A 20,324-nucleotide genomic window follows, 5' to 3' on the forward strand; every position below is an offset into this window, starting at 1 on the left:
ATTTTGAGTCATTTAATTATCTAAAAATAATATCTATAAAATCAATTCTAAATTTTATCCTTTCACATTTCATTACAAATCAACTATTACTATCTTTGTGGCTTGACTAAATTTACAAAATGAAGATTTCATACAACTGGCTAAAACAGTTTATAAAAACAGATTGGGACGCAGAAAAAACTGGCGAATTACTTACCGATCTTGGTTTAGAAATAGAAGGTATTGATATTTACGAATCTATAAAAGGCGGATTAAAAGGCATCGTAATTGGTGAGGTTTTAACTTGTGAGAAACACCCAAACGCAGACCGACTAAAAGTAACTACTGTAAATATTGGAGCAGATACGCCTATACAAATTGTTTGTGGCGCACCAAATGTTGCTGCCGGACAAAAAGTTCCTGTTGCAACTATTGGTACAACCTTATACACAGAAGAAGGTGAAGCTTGGACCATAAAAAAAGGAAAAATTAGAGGCGAAGAAAGCCACGGAATGATTTGTGCAGAAGACGAATTAGGTCTTGGTAAATCGCACGATGGTATTATGGTTTTAGATACCGAAATAAAAGTAGGTACTCCTGCTGCAGAATTATTTGAAGTAGAAAATGATCAAGTTTTCGAAATTGGATTAACACCAAATAGAGCTGATGCCATGAGCCATTATGGTGTAGCACGCGATTTAAAAGCGGGTTTACTGCAAAAAGAAGTATCATTAGAGCTCATTACACCATCCGTAAGTTCTTACCATGTAGATGCGAGAGCACTTAAAATTGATGTCGATGTAAAAGACAAAGATAAAGCACCTCGTTATTGTGGTGTAACAATCTCTGGACTTAAGGTTGAAGCATCACCTGCTTGGTTACAAAACCGACTAAAATCTATTGGCTTGTCACCTATTAACAATCTTGTTGATATTACCAATTACGTATTGCACGAGCTTGGTCAACCTCTACATGCATTTGATGCTGATAAAATAGCTAATCATAAAATTGAAGTTAAAACCTGTGAAGCGGGTACAAAGTTTACAACTTTAGACGGTGTTGAGCGCGAATTACATGAAGACGATTTAATGATTTGTGATTCTGAAAAACCAATGTGTATTGCTGGTGTTTTTGGAGGTATTGATTCTGGAGTCTCAGAATCAACCACCCGTATTTTCTTAGAAAGTGCATACTTTAATCCTGTTAGTGTTCGTAAAACAGCAAAACGACACGGATTAAATACCGATTCTTCTTTTAGATTTGAAAGAGGAATTGATCCTAACCTTACTGAATATGCATTAAAACGTGCAGCTTTATTAATTTTAGATATTGCAGGTGGTGAAATTACAAGCGACATTGTTGATGCTTATCCTAAAAAAATAAAAGATTTCGAAGTAAGGTTAAGCTTCGATAATGCTAAAAAATTAATTGGAGAAGAAATCCCAAAGGAAACCATTAAAAGTATTTTAGCATCTTTAGAAATAAAGGTAAATAACGTAACTGAAACTGGTTTGGGATTAACAGTGCCTGCCTACAGAAATGATGTGCAACGCGAAGCTGACATTATTGAAGAAATCTTAAGAGTATACGGTTACAACAATATAGCAACAACAACAAAGTTGAATGCTTCTATATCAAATTCTTCTAAATTTGAAGATTATAAACTTCAAAATATCATTGGTAATCAATTGGTTTCTCAAGGATTTTTTGAAATTATGGCAAATTCGTTAACCTCACCAAAATATGTGGCTTTAAGTGAAGATCTTAGTGAAGAGCATAATGTAAAAATGCTAAATCCGTTGAGTAACGATTTGGAAGTAATGCGACAGTCGTTATTGTTTTCTGGATTAGAAGCCGTAGCGCATAACATCAATAGAAAACGTGACGATTTAAAGTTATTTGAATTCGGAAAAACATATCACCAATACACAGAAGCGCGAGAAGAACATAAACACTTATCCCTTTTTGTAACAGGAAACAAAACTGAAGAACGATGGAATGCTGTAGCTAGTCCAGGTGATTTCTTCTACTTAAAAGGTACGATTGAAGTTGTTTTAGAACGTTTAGGACTGAGAAAATTAAAATCAGCACCAATTAAATCTGATGTTTTCAGCGAAGGCATGAGCTTTTCTATTGGTAAGAAAAAAATGGTTGATTTTGGTTTGGTAAAAAAATCAGTATTAAAACATTTTGGAATATCTCAAAATGTATTATTTGCAGATTTTAATTGGGATAATGTGTTAGATATGGCACAACATAATAAAATTAAATTTAATGCTATCTCTAAATATCCAGAAGTAAAACGTGATTTCGCTTTACTATTAGATAACAAAGTGACTTTTGAAGAAATTGACACTATAGCCAAACAAACAGAAAAGCAATTGCTTAAAAGCGTGAATTTATTTGATGTTTACGAAGGTAAAAAACTACCAGCTGGTAAAAAGAGTTATGCTGTTAGCTTTATTTTACAAGACGAACATAAAACGCTAAATGATAAGCAAATTGACAAAATTATGTCTAAATTACAAGCTAATTTCGAAAGTAAATTAGGTGCTGAACTACGTTAACCGACAACAAGTAGAAACAAATAAAAAGCCCTTAAAATTAAATTTTAAGGGCTTTTTTATATTCAAAAACAATTGAACTCAAGGCTTTCTTTTTATACCTAATGGTTTAGGCTTCGTTTGTACCAAAAGTAAAAGTTGCAGTTTTAAACTTCAACTCAATATATGATATTAAAGCGTAAAAGAAAATTGCAGCTCCAGACATTTCTAAAAATTCCTCAAAATTATACATTAAGGCATAAGTTAATGTCTCTTCGCCATGTATTTCCGCATGCATACCTCCTATCATCTCCATACCAACAGCACCAGAAACAAAAACAACACCTGCTAAAATAAAGAGCTTTAATATGTTTTTTGGTAAACGCATCATAAATTTAAAATAAGCAATACCGATAATTGCAACCATACCTATATAAGGAATAAACCATGCAAAATAAAGCAACCCAGAAGCACTAAAAAGTGCTTCCATTGGTGCTCTCAGCTGCTCATGGATTTGTATCATCTCATCTAAAGAGATAAAAACAAAAATACCCGATAAGCCTATCCAATGCCAAAATTTTTCACCTAGTGCTTTACTTCCATAAGCAATAAAAGCTAACAAAATAGCATCACCTAACAATACCAGTGCAGAAAAATAAGTTGGTAAATTAGCTTCCAAATTCACATTTAAAAGTTTAACCAAAAGTCTAGTCACCTTATCTTCCATACCAGCCGTACTAAATAATAAATAAACAGAAAACAAACTCCCTATAATTAATAGTGCTATTGCAATAAATAGATTGCGAAGAATCCTAGATTTTCTTACTTTAAATTTCATAAAAAAAAGTGTTTAAATGTAGACAAACAAAGAGATTGTCCTAATAAATAATTTGGTTGAGATAAAAAATTTCAAGGCTCGAAGGTAAAACTTTGTAATCAATTGCAGACAATATATTATTCAAACAACCTATAACTTCGTTTAAATGTTATTAAACACCATAAAAATATAAACTTATAATACTGACTACTAACAACTTATTAAAAACAAAACCAAAAAAAGAACTTTAAATATTCTTTTTCAAAAATTATACTTTATTTAATATTATTACGCTTAAAAGTCATTATTTTTAACACACAAAATTTATAAAAAATGGCAAATATTACATTAGGAGGAAATCCTATAGAAACTACAGGAAACTTACCAGCAATTGGAAGTACAGCTCCAGACTTTAAACTTACAGCAACCGATTTATCAGATAAATCATTATCAGATTATAATGGTATTCGCTTAATTTTAAATATATTCCCAAGTGTTGACACAGGTACATGTGCACAATCTGTAAGAACTTTTAACGAAAAAGCGAGTAAATTAAACAACACTAAAGTCTTATGTATCTCTAAAGATTTACCATTTGCATTAGCACGTTTTTGTGGTGCAGAAGGTTTAGATAATGTTGAAAGTCTTTCGGATTTTAAAACAGGAAACTTCGGTAAAGATTACGGTTTAACATTTAAAACTGGGCCTTTAGAAACATTACTATCTAGATGCATTGTTGTAATTGATACAGACGGTAAAATTATCCACACAGAACAAGTTGCAGAAATTAAAGACGAACCAAATTACGAAGCTGCATTAAAGGCTTTAAAATAAACATTTAATTAATTCTGAATTTACTTTAACGGATTTAGAATAGCGTCTTTACATGCAAAAAAAAGAATCCTTTATAGTAAATAGGCTAAAAAGTATAGGTTTTGCTTTTAAAGGCATGCTAATACTTATAAAAACAGAAGCTAGCATAAAAGTGCAACTATGTATTACAATAGTTATCACTTTTGCTGGCTTCTATTTTGAAATTTCAAAAACCGAATGGATGGTTCAATTAGCAATGATAGGATTAGTAATGAGCCTAGAAGGGATGAATACAGCTATAGAACATATCGCAGATTTCATTCACCCGGAATACCACAAAAAAATAGGACTAATAAAAGATGTTGCTGCTGGTGCAGTTTTCATAGCAGCTATTATTGCGACTATTATTGCTGGTATTATTTACGTTCCCAAAATATTTTAAACCAACAAAGCTTTCAATTTTATTTTTTAAACACCAATACAAATTTAATCTACCTTTACATACCAAACGCTTAACTATAACGTTTCATATTTGTATTTTTGTGCCTTTCAAATTCAACAAAACTTTTAGTAATTATAATGAAATCATTTTTTGCTGCATTTTCAATGGTATTCATTGTGTTGAGTTGCAACATGAAGGAGAAAAAAACAAGTACTGCTGAGGTTATTAGGATTAAAAAAGATACTACCATTACTATTGAAAAACCTAAACTGCATATTACAAAAACGCTAGTTTTAGGTAAGTTTGATTATAAAATAGATAGTACCTTTATTAAAGTTAATGCAGCACATTCTACCAAAACCTTATACCTTAACACAGAAGTTTATGATGCGTTTTTAAAAATGCATAAAGCGGCTAAAATAGATGGTATAGATTTAATTATATTATCTGGCACACGAAATTTTAATGAACAAAAAGCGATTTGGGAACGCAAATGGAGCAAGTATAATAGCCTTAACCCATTGGATCGCGCTTACAAAATTTTAGAATACAGTTCAATGCCTTCAACATCTAGACATCATTGGGGAACAGATTTAGACCTAAATAGTTTAAGTAATTCGTATTTTAGCAGCAGAAAAGGAAAAGCTATATATGATTGGCTGAATGCAAATGCTAACAATTTTGGATTTTATCAAGTTTACACCAATAAAGACAATGGGAGAACTGGATACAATCTTGAGAAGTGGCATTGGTCGTATTTACCATTAGCAAGTCCATATTTAGAATTTTATAACCATAATATCACCGATAAAGATATAGACGGTTTTGAAGGTTCTAATTTGGCAAAAGACCTAGATATAATTGAAAGCTATGTAAATGGTATATCTAGAAAAGCAAAAGATTACAAATAAATAATATATTTTTCCTTAAAATGGAATTAGATACCGAAATGAATTCGGCTTAAAATGGCAAAAAAAACAACAAAAAAGAAAACAACCACTAAAGCAAAGCCAAAAGAAAAAGCTAAGGCAAAGTTTAAAAAACCTTCTTTTAAACTATCTAGCCAACAAAAACTAATATTTGGTAGTTTCCTTATTATATTAGGGTTACTGCTGTTTATTTCTTTTTTATCTTTTGTCTTTACCGGAAAAGAAGACCAAAGTGTGCTGAATGGTTTCCCTGAGCGCTCTACAGAATACAAAAATTGGGCTAGCCAACTTGGAGCTTGGGTTAGCGAATTTTTTATCACTAAAGGTTTTGGTTTGCCATCCTTTATTTTTGCAGGTCTATTGTTTCTTTCTGGTGTTTATGTCACCTTAAATTTAAATAAAGTAAAACTTAGAAAACATTGGATTTGGGGCACACTAATCGTAATATGGTTATCAATTCTATTTGGCTTTTTTACTCATAAATACGATTTACTTGGAGGAACTATTGGTTTTGAAATGAATCAATTTTTTCAAGATTATATTGGCAAAATAGGAACAATACTATTATTAGCATTTGGACTTATAGCTTATTTAGCCATTAGATTTAAAGTGACAGGAGAAGGTATAGCTGCAAGTTTTAATCGTGCTAAAAGTTCGATTAAAGAAGACTTAAAATCTGAAGAAAACAAAAAAGAACCAACTGTAATCTTTGATAATAACTTAACAGAGGAAGCTGAAGCCATAAAATCTGCTTTTGAAATCCCACTAGAAAACAACGAACCAACCATTAGTAAGCATTCTAAACCTGAGGTAAAAACTGAAGTTAAAGTTGAGAAGCTAAAAATGGAAGTCATTGAGGAACCCAAAGAAGAAACAATTGATTCCCCAGAAATAACAATGGAAGTAGAAACGGTTGAAGAGGAAAAATCTGAAACCGATAATTTAGCTGATAAATTGGTGGAAGACTTCGGACAATTTGATCCTACTCTCGAATTAGGAAAATTTCAGTTTCCTCAATTAGATTTATTGAAAAAATATGATAACGAAGGCATATCAATAGATCAAGATGAACTTGAAGAAAATAAAAACAAAATTGTAGAAACTTTAAATAACTACAAAATAGGTATCTCTAGTATTAAAGCTACAATAGGACCAACAGTAACGCTTTATGAGATTGTACCAGATGCTGGAATTAGGATTTCAAAAATTAAAAACTTAGAAGATGATATTGCCTTATCGCTTGCTGCATTAGGAATTAGAATCATTGCACCAATACCAGGAAAAGGAACTATTGGTATTGAGGTGCCAAATAAAAACTCAACCATTGTATCAATGCGTTCGGTTATTGCATCTCAGAAATTCCAGAAATCAGAAATGCATTTACCTATTGCTTTTGGAAAAACCATTAGCAACGAAACCTTTGTTGTAGATTTAGCAAAAATGCCACACTTATTAATGGCTGGTGCTACAGGACAAGGTAAATCGGTAGGTTTAAATGCTGTACTGACCTCCTTATTATATAAAAAACATCCTGCAGAAGTAAAATTTGTTCTTGTAGATCCTAAAAAAGTAGAATTAACACTTTTCAATAAAATTGAGCGTCATTATTTAGCAAAACTTCCTGATAGTGAAGAAGCTATTATTACAGATAATACTAAGGTGATAAACACACTAAATTCACTTTGTATTGAAATGGATAACCGTTATGAGATGCTAAAGAATGCATTTTGTAGAAATATAGCAGAATACAATACTAAGTTTAAAGCTAGAAAGCTAAACCCTAACGATGGTCATGCATTTCTGCCTTATATCGTTTTAGTTGTAGATGAGTTTGCTGATTTAATAATGACAGCAGGTAAAGAAGTAGAAACACCAATTGCCAGACTCGCACAATTAGCACGTGCCATTGGTATACATTTAATTGTGGCAACACAGCGACCTTCTGTAAACGTTATTACAGGTATTATAAAAGCCAATTTCCCAGCACGTATAGCTTTTAGAGTAACTAGTAAAATAGATTCGCGTACTATTTTAGATGGTTCTGGTGCAGATCAATTAATTGGTCGTGGAGATATGTTATATACCCAAGGCAACGAACTTATTAGAATTCAATGTGCCTTTGTAGATACTCCAGAAGTTGAAAAAATCACAGAATTTATTGGTTCGCAAAAAGCATATCCAGATGCACACTTACTACCAGAATATGTTGGTGAAGAAGGTGGCACAAATCTTGATATAGATATTTCAGATAGAGATAAATTGTTTAGAGAAGCCGCAGAACTTATTGTTACAGCACAGCAAGGCTCAGCATCTTTATTACAACGAAAACTAAAATTAGGCTACAATAGAGCTGGTAGAATCATAGATCAACTAGAAGCTGCTGGTATTGTTGGTAATTTTGAAGGAAGTAAAGCACGTCAAGTATTAGTACCAGATTTAACATCTCTAGATCAGTTATTAGATAACGAACAATAGATTAAACGATAATAAAAGAATAAACTAAATAAGATTCAAAATAAATTAATAGATGAAAAATTTAATTATAATAGCGTTTATCACCTTAGGATTTACATCATTTGCACAAAATGATGCCAAAGCAGAAACTTTATTAAAAGAAGTAAGTACTAAAATAAAAAGTTATAAAAATATTAGTCTAGACTTTAAATACGAATTAAATAATTTAAGCGAAAATATTAAGCAAGAAACACGTGGAGATGTGGTTATTGAAAGCGAAAAATATAAACTTAATATTTTAGGTGTCACTCGTATATTCGACGGAAAAACATTATACACTATTAGTCCAGAAGATGAAGAAGTTACTATTTCTTCAGACAACACAGAAGACGAAAGTACTATTACTCCTAGTAAAATGCTATCATTCTATGAAGATGGGTATGCTTATAAGATGGATATAGTTCAAACTATAAAAGGGAGAAAAATTCAGTACGTAAAACTAAACCCTATAGATACCAATGCTGAAATAAAACACATTTTATTAGGTATTGATGCCACTACAAAACACATTTACAATTTAATTGAAGTTGGTAAAAACGGAACAAAAACAACATTAACTGTTAATTCTTTTAAAACCGACCAGCCTATTTCAAAAACCTTATTTACATTTGACAAAAGTAAATACAGTGACTATTTTATTAATAGAATAGATTAATACTGACTAAAATTATAATGTTGCATATAAATCGTTTCATTATATCGCATTATATATTCAAATTTGATTAAGGCTAAAACATAATTGTGTGAAAATATTAGATAGGTACATACTTATCACATTTTTAAGGACGTTCTTTAGCGTCTTTATTATATTCATGTTCATCTTTATTTTACAAGGGGTTTGGCTTTACATTGCTGAACTTGCTGGTAAAGATTTAGATGTCGCAGTGACCGCAAAATTCATTTTGTATTATATGCCAAGGTTAATACCATTGGTTGTGCCGCTTACCATATTATTATCTTCAATTATGGTTTTTGGTAATTTTGCAGAAAATTACGAGTTTGCAGCCATGAAATCTACAGGTATATCTCTTCAACGGGCTATGCGTAGTTTAAGTGTATTTATAGTTGCACTTGGTATTGCCTCTTTCTTTTTTGCTAATAACGTTATTCCTTGGGGCGAATATAATTTCCATAATTTACGTAGAAATATAGCAAAAGTAAAACCTGCTTTAGCCATTGCCGAAGGTCAGTTTAATGAAATAGGAAACATTAATATTAAAGTTGAAGAAAAAACAGGAGACAGAGGTCAGTATCTTAGAGGTGTTGTTATTCATAAAAAAAGCGACATACGTATAGGAAATTACACTGTTATTATTGCAGAAAAAGGAGAACTAAAAAGCAGTGAAGATTCTAATATTTTACAACTAGAATTGTTAAATGGAAATTATTATGAAGAAATAATTAATAGGGACTCCAGAAAAAACATTAATAAACCTCACGTAAGAAGTTATTTTGAAAACTACACATTTAATGTAGATTTAGAATTATTAAACTCTGAAGATTTAGACGAAAAACAGCTCGACGATAAATATACCATGCTTAATGTTAGTCAGCTACAAAGAAGAATTGACACTCTTGAAATACAAAAGAAAGCAGACTATTTAGCACTTTCAAACACCTTATACAATAGAAGTACTTACGAGGCATTAGGTACAAATATTGACACTTCAAAAATCAAAACAACCTATTCAGCTAAAAGCATACTAGATCTTTACCCTACCAAACAAAAGATTCAGATTATAAACTTAGCATTAAACTCATCCAATAGTACCAGACAGATTATAGAATCTAATGAAAAATCGTTTGAAAAGGATTCTTTTTTATTGAATGATCACATTATAGCTTTACACGAAAAATTTGTTTTAGCATTTGCATGTATCATACTATTCTTTGTTGGTGCACCACTTGGAGCTTTAATTCGCAAAGGTGGACTTGGTTTACCTATGGTTATTGCCATAGTCCTATTTTTAACATATCATTTCTTTAATATTTTCGCAAAAAACAGTGCCGAAAAAGGAAGTTTTGATCCTATAATTGGTGCCTGGTTATCTACGGCTGTTATGCTACCTTTAAGTGTTTATTTAACAACTAGAGCAACAAATGACAAAGGTGTGTTTCAATTTGATGCTATTACTGTGCCTTTAAAGCGCTTATTTACATCAAAAAACAAGCTTCAACTTTCAGAAAGTGATACAAAGACTTATAATTATTACAAAAAATACTCAATCGAAGAACTTGTTAGTATTATCAAAAATCAAGGTGAATTCGATTTAGATAAAAAACCTAAGGAAATTGCTCTACATAGTTTATTAGAGCGAAAAATTCCTCTAGAAGGTTTAAAATCTGAAGGTTTAGAAATTTCAGATAATCTAATTAAAGCCAGAGTTTTACTAAAGGACTATAAAGACTATTCCAAAACAAGCATGATTAGTTATACTGTTGGTGTCTCTTTATTATTGCTTCACTTAGTGTTTAAAAATAATAAATTACCAGAAATTGCAGAAGCGTCTTTAAGCTTATGTATTATTGCTTTTATCTTTTTTGCTATATATGTGGTAGTCGATGCTTTTATATATTCAAAATTCTACAAGACCATCAACCAAGAAGGTAAGCGAATTAATCCCTTAATTTTAATTTTATCGCTTCCACTCTATCCATTAAAATACATCATTTTAAGAAATAAGATTACGCAAGACTTCTATTTGAGCTGTCTTCAAAATATAAAATAAATGTATCTTTGTATCCTATAAAAAATGTATTATGATAACTAAAACCACAGATAAAAAAATGAGTCTAAATACCATTGAAGAAGCCATTGAAGACATTAGACAAGGTAAAGTTATTATTGTTGTAGATGACGAGAACAGAGAAAATGAAGGAGACTTTTTAGCTGCTGCAGAAAAGGTAACTCCAGAGATGATAAATTTTATGGCTACGCATGGTCGTGGTTTAATTTGTGCTCCTCTTACAGAACACCGTTGTGAAGATTTAGAACTGAACATGATGGTAAGAAACAACACAGATCCTATGGAAACGGCTTTTACAATTTCTGTAGATTTAAGAGGAAATGGAGTTAGTACTGGGATTTCTGCTGGTGATAGAGCGAAAACAGTAGAAGCTTTAGTAAAACCAGATACGAAGCCTTTTGAATTAGCGCGTCCTGGACATATTTTTCCGTTAGTTGCCAAAGAAGGCGGAGTTTTAAGACGAACCGGTCATACAGAAGCTGCAATAGACTTTGCACGTTTAGCTGGTTTTGAACCTGCCGGAGTTATAGTAGAGATAATGAACGAAGATGGCACCATGGCACGTTTACCACAACTCATGAAAGTGGCGAAAAAATTTGATTTAAAAATTGTGTCAATCGAAGATCTCGTGGCTTACCGCATGGAATATGATTCTTTAATTGACAAAAAAGAAGACTTCGATATTGAAACGCGTTTTGGTAAATTTAGGTTGCGTGCCTACCAACAAACTACAAATAATCAAATTCATATTGCTTTAACCAAAGGCACTTGGAAATCTGATGAGCCTATTTTAACGCGTGTAAATAATACGTTAGTCAATAGTGATATTTTAGGAACATTGACCAATAATACAGACCAGAAGTTAGATGACATGTTTAACGTCATTAATAAGAATGGAAAAGGAGCTATTATTTTTATTAATCAACAGCCCGAATCTATGAACTTATTAACACGTCTTTCTATTCTTAAAGAAGATCAAGTAGAAGGTAAATTGATTAAAGCTCCAAGCTTAGGTATGGATAACAAAGATTTTGGTATTGGCGCACAAATACTTCATGATTTAAAAATTAGTAAACTCAAATTAATCTCTAACAGTTTACAAGCCAAACGCGTTGGAATGATAGGTTACGGTTTAGAGATTGTTGAGTATGTAGGATATTAAATAAGAAAGCCGCTCCCTACAGCGACTTTCTATACGTTCTCACAAATATGAGAACTTCTCAAATATTGAGTTATTTTATTAACTTTTTCAGTTATTCTTTAATTCTTTTCAGATTTAATCTCTTCTTGTTGGTTTAAACTATGGTCTTCTTTTATTTCAGAACTACTATTTTGTGAGGTCACAGCACTAGGGTTTCCTTCTTTGTTTTTTTCTTTTGGACCATGAATAGCTTCTTGATCTACAACAAATTTTCGCCCAAAAGGCTTAAAGCGCATATCTGAATATTTTGACACTCTTCCACCTTGCTCTTCATCAGCTCTGTTTGCGATAATTTGATAACTAAACTTAGTATTAGAAACACCATGATTTAGCTCCACAACCTCAAACCCATTTGCTGTCTTGTTGGTAACATAGACACCATTACAATCCCCTTCTAACTGAACAAACACTTTCATTGGGTGATTTTCATCTACTGCTATATTTTTTGATAGAATTGGGTCTAATAAAATAGTTGCTTTACCATTTATTAACTGACCCATGCCATAATCTTGAAACAACGCTTCTGGAGCCTCTGGCGCTACCATGATGCGCTCTTCTCCAGCTGTGTCTCTTACCAAAGTTGAAACAATACCACGTCCAACAATTTTATAAACAGTGTTATCTATAACGGCACCTACTGCAGCAGCAGCTGGAACAACACTTCCAGTGCTTGATGAAACATTAAAGAACCCACCCATTTTATCTGTGGTAGTTACATTAGTATTGTTAGCTCTACCGTGTACTCCTACAACTTCAGCACCAGCATTTATTCCTGTAACACCAGTATCAATTGTTTCACCTCCTCCTGTCACCATACCTACATTGGCATAATAGCCACCAGAAACTGCTGTGATACCATGAGCATACTGGTTATTAGATCTACCTATAACAGCTAAGCCAGCAGCATTAGCCAATGAATTATTATTATTTATATATAATCCATATCTAGATCCATTATTATATATATAAGCAGCATCAGTAGCTCCTGTTGATTTTGTTACTCTTAATGCTGTTTCATTAACTGCAGTATTAATTTCTAGTTTTGCAACAGGAGCATTGTCTCCAATACCAATTCTATTAGTACCTCCATTTACAAATAGCATATTTACGTCACCATTAGACTCTACTCTAAAATCAAAATCACCACTATTTTCATTAAAAATAGCAGAGCCTCTAACGTCTAAAGTTGCACTAGGTATTGTTGTGTTAACCCCTATTCTATTTGTACTAGCATCTACATAAAGTGTATTTGTATCTACACTTAAATCTCCATTATTACCATTCTGCAAATACATTAATGTATCATCATTTGTAATAACTTCATTGCCATCTAATCGTAATGAATTTCCTATTTCTAAAACACCAGAGCCTGGAGTTCCATTAGCATCCGCAGTATTTGTAAACTCAACTCTGCCTGAGTTAACTTGAAAATCACCAGCATTTGCATTTATTGTTCTACCTGCACCTAGTCCACCTTGGTTATATGCTTGGTTTAATGTATTTCCTGCACGTGAAATTGGAATCCAATTTGATCCATTCCAAAAATAATAGCCTTCTCCATTTCCTCCAAGAACAGTAGCATTGGTATTCCAAACTAATAAACTGGTTGCAGGTGTTCCTATTGGTGAAGTTCCATTTGTAACATTTACTAAACTCACACGCGGAATTAACAATCCACTATCTGAAGATGTAATATCTAATGCAGACGAGGCATCTGGAGTGGTTGTACCTATACCAACTTGAGCATAAGTTATGAGTGTAAATAAGGATAAACTGAAAATAATTAATAGCTTTTTCATAATTGGTGGATTTTTTGAGTTTCTATTATTTACTAAAATGGGTAGTTTTAATAATTCTATTTTTATATACAATCTTTAAATTATATATGCCTTTTTCTAAATGATTGATATTTAAGTATATATTGGTAGAGGGCAACTCTTCAATATTACCTATGAGCTTTTCATTCTTCATAAAGCTGGGTTAAAAATGTTAGTTAGTAAAAAGTGGGATTCTTACAATTGTAAAATTAATTGAGATATAAGTATTCAATTATAATAGATGTAACAAATACTATAATTATTGTAACATCTTAGTAATAACCAGTGTTACAAGCTATTAATTAGGAAGGTAAATAATAAAAATAATTTTAGAAGAAGCTTAAATTATAACTTAGATATGAATTCTGAAGGAGAACAACCATACATTTCTTTAAAGCATTTAGCGAAGTAAGAATGGTCATTAAAACCAACAGCATATCCAATTTCTGAAACATTTGCATCACTCTTTTTTAATAAGTCTGCTGCTAATTTTAAACGTTGTGATCTTACAAACTCTGTTGCAGACAATCCCGTTAGTGCTTTTAACTTACGATGCAATTGCATACGACTCATGCCAACCGCTTTACTAAAATCTTCAGCGCTAAAAGACGGCTCTGCAATATTCTTATCTATAACAGTATTCACTTTTTCAAGAAACTGAGCATCAAAATTACTAATGGTAATATCAGTAGGTTTCAATATTAATTCTTGACTATAACGTTCACGAAGTTTAAGTCTAGAGCTTATTAGGTTTTTTACTCTAGTTTCTAGTGCTTTAATTTTAAAAGGCTTTGTAATATAGTCATCTGCGCCTGTTTCTAAACCTATAAATCGATCTGCATCTTCAGTTTTGGCTGTTAATAGTATAATAGGAATATGGCATGTACGTTCATCTTTTTTTAGAGTTTCTGATAATTGAAACCCATTTAGTTTTGGCATCATTACATCTGATACAATAATGTCTGGTACTAATGCAATAGCTTTTTCTACACCAATTTCACCATCTGATGCTTCAACAACTTGATAGTTGTTTTTAAATGCAGATTTAATAAAGGCACGTATATCCTCGCTATCATCTACTACTAATAAAATTGGAAGATTTTCATCTATAGCTGGTTGCTGTTCTTTTTCTTTTTCAACAATAAATTCTTTTTGTTCTATTACTGGGATTTCAATTGAAGTTTCTGTTAAATCTTCTGGCTTAAATTGAGATTTAAGAATTGGCAAATAAACTTTAAATACTATTGTATTAGCAGATGTATTATCTACAGTAATGCTTCCATAAGACAAGTTTACAATCTCTTTTACCAATGATAAACCTATGCCAACTCCTTCAGTGTTTTCGTCTGCTTGGTAAAAACGATTGAAAATATTATTAATCTGTTCTTTAGTTAATACATTACTATCATTCTCTACATATAACTCTAATTTATTACCAATAACTGCTGCAAAGTATTTGATATTTCCTTTTTCAGGAGTGTATTTAAACGCATTAGACAAAAGATTAATGACCGTTTTTTCAATGACATCTTTATCAAACCAAACCTTATCTATCTCCTCTATATTAATTGAATAATCTATTTGTTTTTGAAGTGCTTTATGTTGAAAAGCGGAAGCCATAGATTTTAGTAAAACCGACAAATTACCTTCAGCTACTTTAAGCTTTAAATGGCCAGATTCTAGTTTAGATAAATCTAAGAGTTGATCAACTAAATTGAGTAGTCGGTTAGAATTCCGCTGAATCATCTCAAAATCATTTTTATCTTCTTCACTAAGATCTAAAGTATGTAATCGTTTGTCTATTGGACCAGATATTAAGGTTAATGGAGTTCTAAACTCATGAGAAATATTTGCAAATAACTTAGATTTAAAATCATCGAGTTCTTTTAATTTAGTATTTGTTTTTTGTCGATTACGAAACATAAAAAAAAGAAATAATCCTGTAATACTAGTAAACCCAACAGCACTTAATAATATATTACGTTGATTTTTCTTTTGCTGTTCTACAATCTCATTTTTAGATTTTAGTAATTCTATTTCTCTTTTTTTCTTTTCAGTTTCATATTGGGTTTCTAAATTTCTAGAAACAGTTCTGTTTGCTTTTTTATTAAGCTCAATTTTTAATTTATAAGCATCCTTATAATAGTTACTAGAATTTTTATAATTACCCAAAGCATCATAGCAAATAGCCAAATCTCGCAAACAACGATGAAATACATCTCCTTCGATGTTATTCGTTTTTTGAAATAATTTTTTTGAATCTTCAAGAAAAATTAATGCTTTTTTATATTCTTTTTTATCATACCTCAAATAATGACCATAATAGTATTTTGCCTTTGCCATCGCTAGATCATTACCCTTTCCCTCTAAATATAAAACAGCTTTATAGCGAGACTCTTCTCCTTTTTCAGGATTATTTTGTTCTAAATAATATGCCGATTCTATTAAATAAAGACGAGAAATTTTATCTTCATCACCATTATTCTTATCTATATAATATTTAAGTCCTTTATCTACATATAATTTAGCTTCATCATATCGTTTAGTGAGTTGACAATAATCTGCCAGTTTTACATAAATAGAGTGAATAATTTCTTGAGAATTAATTTCCTCGGCTTGTTTTAGAGCTTGTTTACCTAACGAATATGAAACTTGAGAGCTTTCTTTTGTAAATGTTAGCTTAGAAATCTCTGCTCGTTTTAAAATTGATAAAACACTAGTCGAATTTTTAATACCAAAGGTTGTAGATAGAGAATCTATTTTTAATAATAAAGGTAATGCTAAAGCATAATCTTCAGTTTCATAAAAACTTTTTGCTTGTGAATAATATATTTCTGAAAGTGCATTCCAATTTTCATCGATTTTTGACTGCTGAACTAATTGATTTAATGAATCAAGCTTTTTCTGATCTTGACCATAAAAAATAAATGATAATAATAAAAAAAGAGTTAGTATTCTATATTTCATCGTATCTGAAATTTAACACATAAAAGATACGCAATAATATGAAAATGAATAACTTGAAACTATAATTATTGTAACACTTTATGTTACAACTCTTACAATAGGAATGAATTTATAACATCAACCATTTTTGAAGCTCGTTCTCGTACCTCTTTCTCCGTCCATGACATTTTTATTAAACAAGAAATATTTCTGGAGATATAATGATCAGACTGATCAAATGTTTTGGTTTGTAGATACTCTAATCCCTTTTTGACTTCTTCCGAAATTGGATAGAGTGATTTTATATTTTTAAGATGATGCCATTCTCTAATATAATGCCAACTATTATCGTAATAATTCCAGCATGCATCTACACCATTGTCTTTGAATGCACTTGAAACTTTACGCGCTATTTCTAAATCAGGTAAAAAGAAATTTAAAAATGAGTAACTTTCTACTCCACCTTCTGGAACCCTTCGAAAGGTTACCTCTGGAATTTGAGAAAGTGCCTCTCTTAATATTGTATAATTCTTTTTCTGAATTTGAACAAACTCATTTAAACGTCGTAATTGTGCCAATCCAACAGCTGCATGTAATTCTGAAATTCTAAAATTATACCCTAAAAAAGGATGTGTTTCGGCTCCTCTGTCATTACCAACATGGTCATGTCCATGATCTGAATAATGATCTGCATGTTTATAAAATTTCTCGTTATTTGTAAGTACAGCACCTCCTTCTCCTGCAGTAATAATTTTTACAAAATCTAAAGATAAACAACCTAAATCACCAATACTTCCTAATGGTTTATTTTTATATGTTGCTCCTGTTGCTTGTGAAGAATCTTCAATTAGTATTAAATTATGTGCATTACAGATAACCTTAAGCGCATCTAAATCAGCCATACTACCGCACATATGTACTGGCATAATCGCTTTTGTTTTTGAAGTAATAGCTTCTTTTACTTTTTCTGGATCTAACGTTAGTGTATCGTCAATATCAACTAAAACAGGAATTGCACCTAACATCATAATAGCTTCAAAACTTGCTACAAATGTAAAAGTTGGCATAATAACTTCATCTCCAGAACCAATACCAGCAGATGCTAACGCAACCGATACAGCAGCTGTTCCACTAGAAACCAATTGTGCGTGTTTAACTTGAAGTTGATTTTCAAGCTCATTTTCTAATTCTTTAGCTTTCCAATGGCCATTTCGCATACCTTCAAAACCATAACGCATTAAAACGCCATTGTCTAACACATCATGAACTTCTTTTCGCTCTAAATCACTAAATAATTCGAATCCTGGCATAAGCTTTAATAAAAAAATTGTTGAATTTATACTAACAAATATAATGTTTTGAAGGTTTTAGTTTTAGTAAAAACCTTACAATTCTATAATTGTTTTAGATAATTGTTTTCTTACCTTTTTAAAGCCAGCAAACATATCGTCATCAGCCCTATATCCTACAGGAAGCATCAAAACAGAATTTAAACCATATGATTCTAATTTTAGTATCTTATCAACTTCTTTGGGAATGAAACCTTCCATTGGACAACTATCAATCTCTTCAATCGCACAAACAGTCATTAAATTTCCTAAAGCAATATAAGCTTGGTTGGTTGCCCAATCAATTTTCTTGTCAGTTTTCATGTTAACAATTGTAGATTTCATTTGTTTTTTAAATGGTTCTAAAATTGAATCTGGAGTATTCCTTATAACTTTTATTGAATTAAAGTGCTCGTTTACATCAAGTTCATCTATTTCGGTCTGAATGCAAAGTACCAGTAAATGTGAAGAATCAACAACTTGTCGTTGATTAAAACAATGTAATAAGAGATTTTCTCTTATATTTTTATCCTCAATAATAACCATTTTTAAAGTTTGTAATCCATAAGATAGTGCCGTTAAATTAAAGGCCTCTTTTAAGATTTCTAATTTCTCGTCAGAAAGTTTTTTAGCAACATCGAATTTTTTTGTTGCATAACGCCATTTTAATTTTTCTATAATGGACATTGTCATATTTTTTTTTTGCAAAAATACGGAATATAGAATTGACTCAATTAAATTGAATGAAGACTTAAATATTTTCAATTATTACTATACAAATCCGCCATAATTATTTCTTACCTTTAAGCCATGAATTTTATAAAAATAACAGAACAAGATTCCAACTACAATAATCTTGAAGAAATGTCAATTCGCGAGATTATAACTTGTATAAATAATGAAGATAAAACGGTACCATTAGCAGTTGAGAAAGCATTACCACAAATTGAAGCTCTAATTAAGCAAGTTGTTGCTAAATTAAAAAATGGTGGGCGTTTATTTTATTTGGGAGCTGGTACAAGCGGAAGATTAGGCATTCTTGATGCTTCTGAATGTCCGCCAACTTTTGGAGTTCCTCATGAGCTAGTTATAGGTATAATTGCAGGTGGTGATAATGCTATTAGAAAAGCAGTAGAAAATGCTGAAGATTCACTCACTCAAGGTTGGATAGATTTAAAAGAACGGGATATAACAAGTAATGATATAGTAATAGGTATTGCAGCCTCAGGTACAACACCTTATGTTATTAGTGCTTTAGAAAAATGTAATGAAAATAATATTATTTCAGGTTGTATTACATGTAACAAGCAAAGTCCATTAGCCCTTACGGCAAAATTCCCAATTGAAGTAACTGTTGGACCTGAGTTTTTAACAGGAAGTTCTAGAATGAAGGCTGGTACCGCTCAAAAACTTGTATTAAACATGATTACTACTTCAGCAATGATTCATTTAGGAAAAGTTAAAGGCAATAAAATGGTAGACATGCAACTCAGTAACAATAAATTAGTTGAGCGAGCTGTAAATATGATTATGAGTGAACTAAATATCTCAAAATTTGAAGCATCCCTTTTGTTAAATAAATATGATAACGTAAGAGACAGTATATATCATGGACGAAAATAACCGAACAGATAAGGATATTTTAATAAAAGGAATTAAACGATTAGGAATCTGTTTAGGTTTAATGTTTGCTGGTCCAACATTATTACATTTAGCATTAGATAATCAAGACAAGCCACTATATGTTCCTCTTCTTATTCTAGCATTTATACTCTGTATTGCAGCTATAATTTTCTTATTTCTGGGAATAAATACTATTTTGGATAGTATGTTTAAGAAGAAAAAGTAACTAGTATTCTTTTTAAAAAAGATGTACTCGGCATACTTTCTACATTCTTTTAAGCAACAAACCATCTTCTTTATTAATATACTTAAAAGTATAAGCATCATTTTTTCTTATTACTTGTTATCCCTTCGTAGCAACATTCAGTAATAAACAGCTTGAGACCTAACAAATTTAATAGTATAAAGAGGATTAACCCCTAGCAAGAGTGAAGTGAACGCTTCTGAACTGAAGTAATTATACTCTGAAAAAAAATCCATTTCTAAAAAAGATATCCTTTTTCAAGTTATAACTAAACATTATAAAAAATCATAAACAAAAAAAACCCTTACTAGTTATCTAGTAAGGGTTTTACAAATATCGATTAAAATCGATATAAAAAAGGCGGCGACCTACTCTTCCACA

Annotated in this window: 15 protein-coding genes; 10 read left to right on the plus strand and 5 right to left on the minus strand. The window is 31.2% G+C overall.

What is annotated here, in order from left to right; genetic code table 11:
• Nucleotides 1–119 precede the first annotated feature (119 nt).
• Complete coding sequence (pheT, locus tag DFQ10_RS17665) at nt 120–2,546, plus strand: phenylalanine--tRNA ligase subunit beta (protein ID WP_115818767.1); 2,427 nt, start codon at nt 120–122, stop codon at nt 2,544–2,546.
• A gap of 106 nt (nt 2,547–2,652) precedes the next feature.
• Here the strand turns inward: pheT and DFQ10_RS17670 are convergent, their stop codons facing one another.
• The gene (locus tag DFQ10_RS17670) at nt 2,653–3,360 is read right to left on the minus strand and encodes a hypothetical protein (protein ID WP_115818768.1); all 708 of its coding nucleotides are present in this window, start codon (nt 3,358–3,360) and stop codon (nt 2,653–2,655) included.
• Between the two features lie 312 nt (nt 3,361–3,672).
• Between DFQ10_RS17670 and tpx the strand changes: the two genes are divergently transcribed.
• From tpx to ribB, 7 genes are all read left to right on the plus strand, one after another.
• On the plus strand, nt 3,673–4,173 hold the full coding sequence (gene tpx, locus DFQ10_RS17675) for a thiol peroxidase (RefSeq protein WP_115818769.1): 501 nt from the start codon (nt 3,673–3,675) through the stop codon (nt 4,171–4,173).
• Nucleotides 4,174–4,225: 52 nt separating this feature from the next.
• Nucleotides 4,226–4,594 (plus strand): diacylglycerol kinase family protein, encoded by a 369-nt coding sequence (locus DFQ10_RS17680; RefSeq protein WP_115818770.1) that lies wholly within the window; start codon nt 4,226–4,228, stop codon nt 4,592–4,594.
• 137 nt (nt 4,595–4,731) lie between these two features.
• Complete coding sequence (locus DFQ10_RS17685) at nt 4,732–5,505, plus strand: M15 family metallopeptidase (protein WP_115818771.1); 774 nt, start codon at nt 4,732–4,734, stop codon at nt 5,503–5,505.
• A gap of 54 nt (nt 5,506–5,559) precedes the next feature.
• Complete coding sequence (locus DFQ10_RS17690; protein ID WP_115818772.1) at nt 5,560–7,998, plus strand: FtsK/SpoIIIE family DNA translocase; 2,439 nt, start codon at nt 5,560–5,562, stop codon at nt 7,996–7,998.
• Between the two features lie 52 nt (nt 7,999–8,050).
• Nucleotides 8,051–8,692, plus strand: a complete 642-nt coding sequence (locus tag DFQ10_RS17695) for a LolA family protein (protein ID WP_115818773.1) — start codon at nt 8,051–8,053, stop codon at nt 8,690–8,692.
• Nucleotides 8,693–8,780: 88 nt separating this feature from the next.
• Nucleotides 8,781–10,766 (plus strand): LptF/LptG family permease, encoded by a 1,986-nt coding sequence (locus DFQ10_RS17700; protein ID WP_115818774.1) that lies wholly within the window; start codon nt 8,781–8,783, stop codon nt 10,764–10,766.
• A 31-nt stretch (nt 10,767–10,797) separates the two neighbouring features.
• Entirely contained in the window at nt 10,798–11,946 is a 1,149-nt protein-coding gene (gene ribB / locus DFQ10_RS17705) for a 3,4-dihydroxy-2-butanone-4-phosphate synthase (protein WP_115818775.1), read from the plus strand.
• A gap of 98 nt (nt 11,947–12,044) precedes the next feature.
• Here the strand turns inward: ribB and DFQ10_RS17710 are convergent, their stop codons facing one another.
• The 4 genes from DFQ10_RS17710 to DFQ10_RS17725 form a co-directional block, all read right to left on the minus strand.
• Nucleotides 12,045–13,784 carry a hypothetical protein gene (locus DFQ10_RS17710; RefSeq protein WP_147299246.1) on the minus strand — a complete coding sequence of 580 codons (1,740 nt, stop codon included), beginning with the start codon at nt 13,782–13,784 and terminating at the stop codon, nt 12,045–12,047.
• Nucleotides 13,785–14,147: 363 nt separating this feature from the next.
• Nucleotides 14,148–16,769: a response regulator gene (locus tag DFQ10_RS17715; protein ID WP_115818777.1), complete on the minus strand. Its 2,622-nt coding sequence runs from the start codon at nt 16,767–16,769 to the stop codon at nt 14,148–14,150.
• A 92-nt stretch (nt 16,770–16,861) separates the two neighbouring features.
• Nucleotides 16,862–18,058 carry a DegT/DnrJ/EryC1/StrS family aminotransferase gene (locus DFQ10_RS17720; protein WP_115818778.1) on the minus strand — a complete coding sequence of 399 codons (1,197 nt, stop codon included), beginning with the start codon at nt 18,056–18,058 and terminating at the stop codon, nt 16,862–16,864.
• A gap of 75 nt (nt 18,059–18,133) precedes the next feature.
• Nucleotides 18,134–18,763 carry an NAD(P)H-dependent oxidoreductase gene (locus tag DFQ10_RS17725; RefSeq protein ID WP_115818779.1) on the minus strand — a complete coding sequence of 210 codons (630 nt, stop codon included), beginning with the start codon at nt 18,761–18,763 and terminating at the stop codon, nt 18,134–18,136.
• A gap of 123 nt (nt 18,764–18,886) precedes the next feature.
• Between DFQ10_RS17725 and murQ the strand changes: the two genes are divergently transcribed.
• Together murQ and DFQ10_RS17735 are read left to right on the plus strand one after the other, a co-directional pair.
• Entirely contained in the window at nt 18,887–19,699 is an 813-nt protein-coding gene (gene murQ / locus DFQ10_RS17730) for an N-acetylmuramic acid 6-phosphate etherase (RefSeq protein ID WP_115818780.1), read from the plus strand.
• Complete coding sequence (locus DFQ10_RS17735; protein WP_115818781.1) at nt 19,686–19,925, plus strand: DUF6095 family protein; 240 nt, start codon at nt 19,686–19,688, stop codon at nt 19,923–19,925. Before murQ ends, DFQ10_RS17735 begins: the two co-directional genes overlap by 14 nt.
• Nucleotides 19,926–20,324: the final 399 nt, after the last annotated feature.

It is taken from the genome of Winogradskyella eximia (genome assembly GCF_003386165.1).
In the GTDB taxonomy this organism is placed as follows: Bacteria; Bacteroidota; Bacteroidia; order Flavobacteriales; family Flavobacteriaceae; genus Winogradskyella; species Winogradskyella eximia.

Excerpts from the sequence above, each read along its gene's own strand:
- pheT (WP_115818767.1), top strand. The coding sequence starts at position 120 with ATGAAGATTTCATACAACTGGCTAAAACAGTTTATAAAAACAGATTGG.
- DFQ10_RS17670 (WP_115818768.1), bottom strand. The coding sequence starts at position 3,360 with ATGAAATTTAAAGTAAGAAAATCTAGGATTCTTCGCAATCTATTTATT.
- tpx (WP_115818769.1), top strand. The coding sequence starts at position 3,673 with ATGGCAAATATTACATTAGGAGGAAATCCTATAGAAACTACAGGAAAC.
- DFQ10_RS17680 (WP_115818770.1), top strand. The coding sequence starts at position 4,226 with ATGCAAAAAAAAGAATCCTTTATAGTAAATAGGCTAAAAAGTATAGGT.
- DFQ10_RS17685 (WP_115818771.1), top strand. The coding sequence starts at position 4,732 with ATGAAATCATTTTTTGCTGCATTTTCAATGGTATTCATTGTGTTGAGT.
- DFQ10_RS17690 (WP_115818772.1), top strand. The coding sequence starts at position 5,560 with ATGGCAAAAAAAACAACAAAAAAGAAAACAACCACTAAAGCAAAGCCA.
- DFQ10_RS17695 (WP_115818773.1), top strand. The coding sequence starts at position 8,051 with ATGAAAAATTTAATTATAATAGCGTTTATCACCTTAGGATTTACATCA.
- ribB (WP_115818775.1), top strand. The coding sequence starts at position 10,798 with ATGATAACTAAAACCACAGATAAAAAAATGAGTCTAAATACCATTGAA.
- DFQ10_RS17710 (WP_147299246.1), bottom strand. The coding sequence starts at position 13,784 with ATGAAAAAGCTATTAATTATTTTCAGTTTATCCTTATTTACACTCATA.
- DFQ10_RS17715 (WP_115818777.1), bottom strand. The coding sequence starts at position 16,769 with ATGAAATATAGAATACTAACTCTTTTTTTATTATTATCATTTATTTTT.
- DFQ10_RS17720 (WP_115818778.1), bottom strand. The coding sequence starts at position 18,058 with ATGCCAGGATTCGAATTATTTAGTGATTTAGAGCGAAAAGAAGTTCAT.
- DFQ10_RS17725 (WP_115818779.1), bottom strand. The coding sequence starts at position 18,763 with ATGTCCATTATAGAAAAATTAAAATGGCGTTATGCAACAAAAAAATTC.
- murQ (WP_115818780.1), top strand. The coding sequence starts at position 18,887 with ATGAATTTTATAAAAATAACAGAACAAGATTCCAACTACAATAATCTT.
- DFQ10_RS17735 (WP_115818781.1), top strand. The coding sequence starts at position 19,686 with ATGGACGAAAATAACCGAACAGATAAGGATATTTTAATAAAAGGAATT.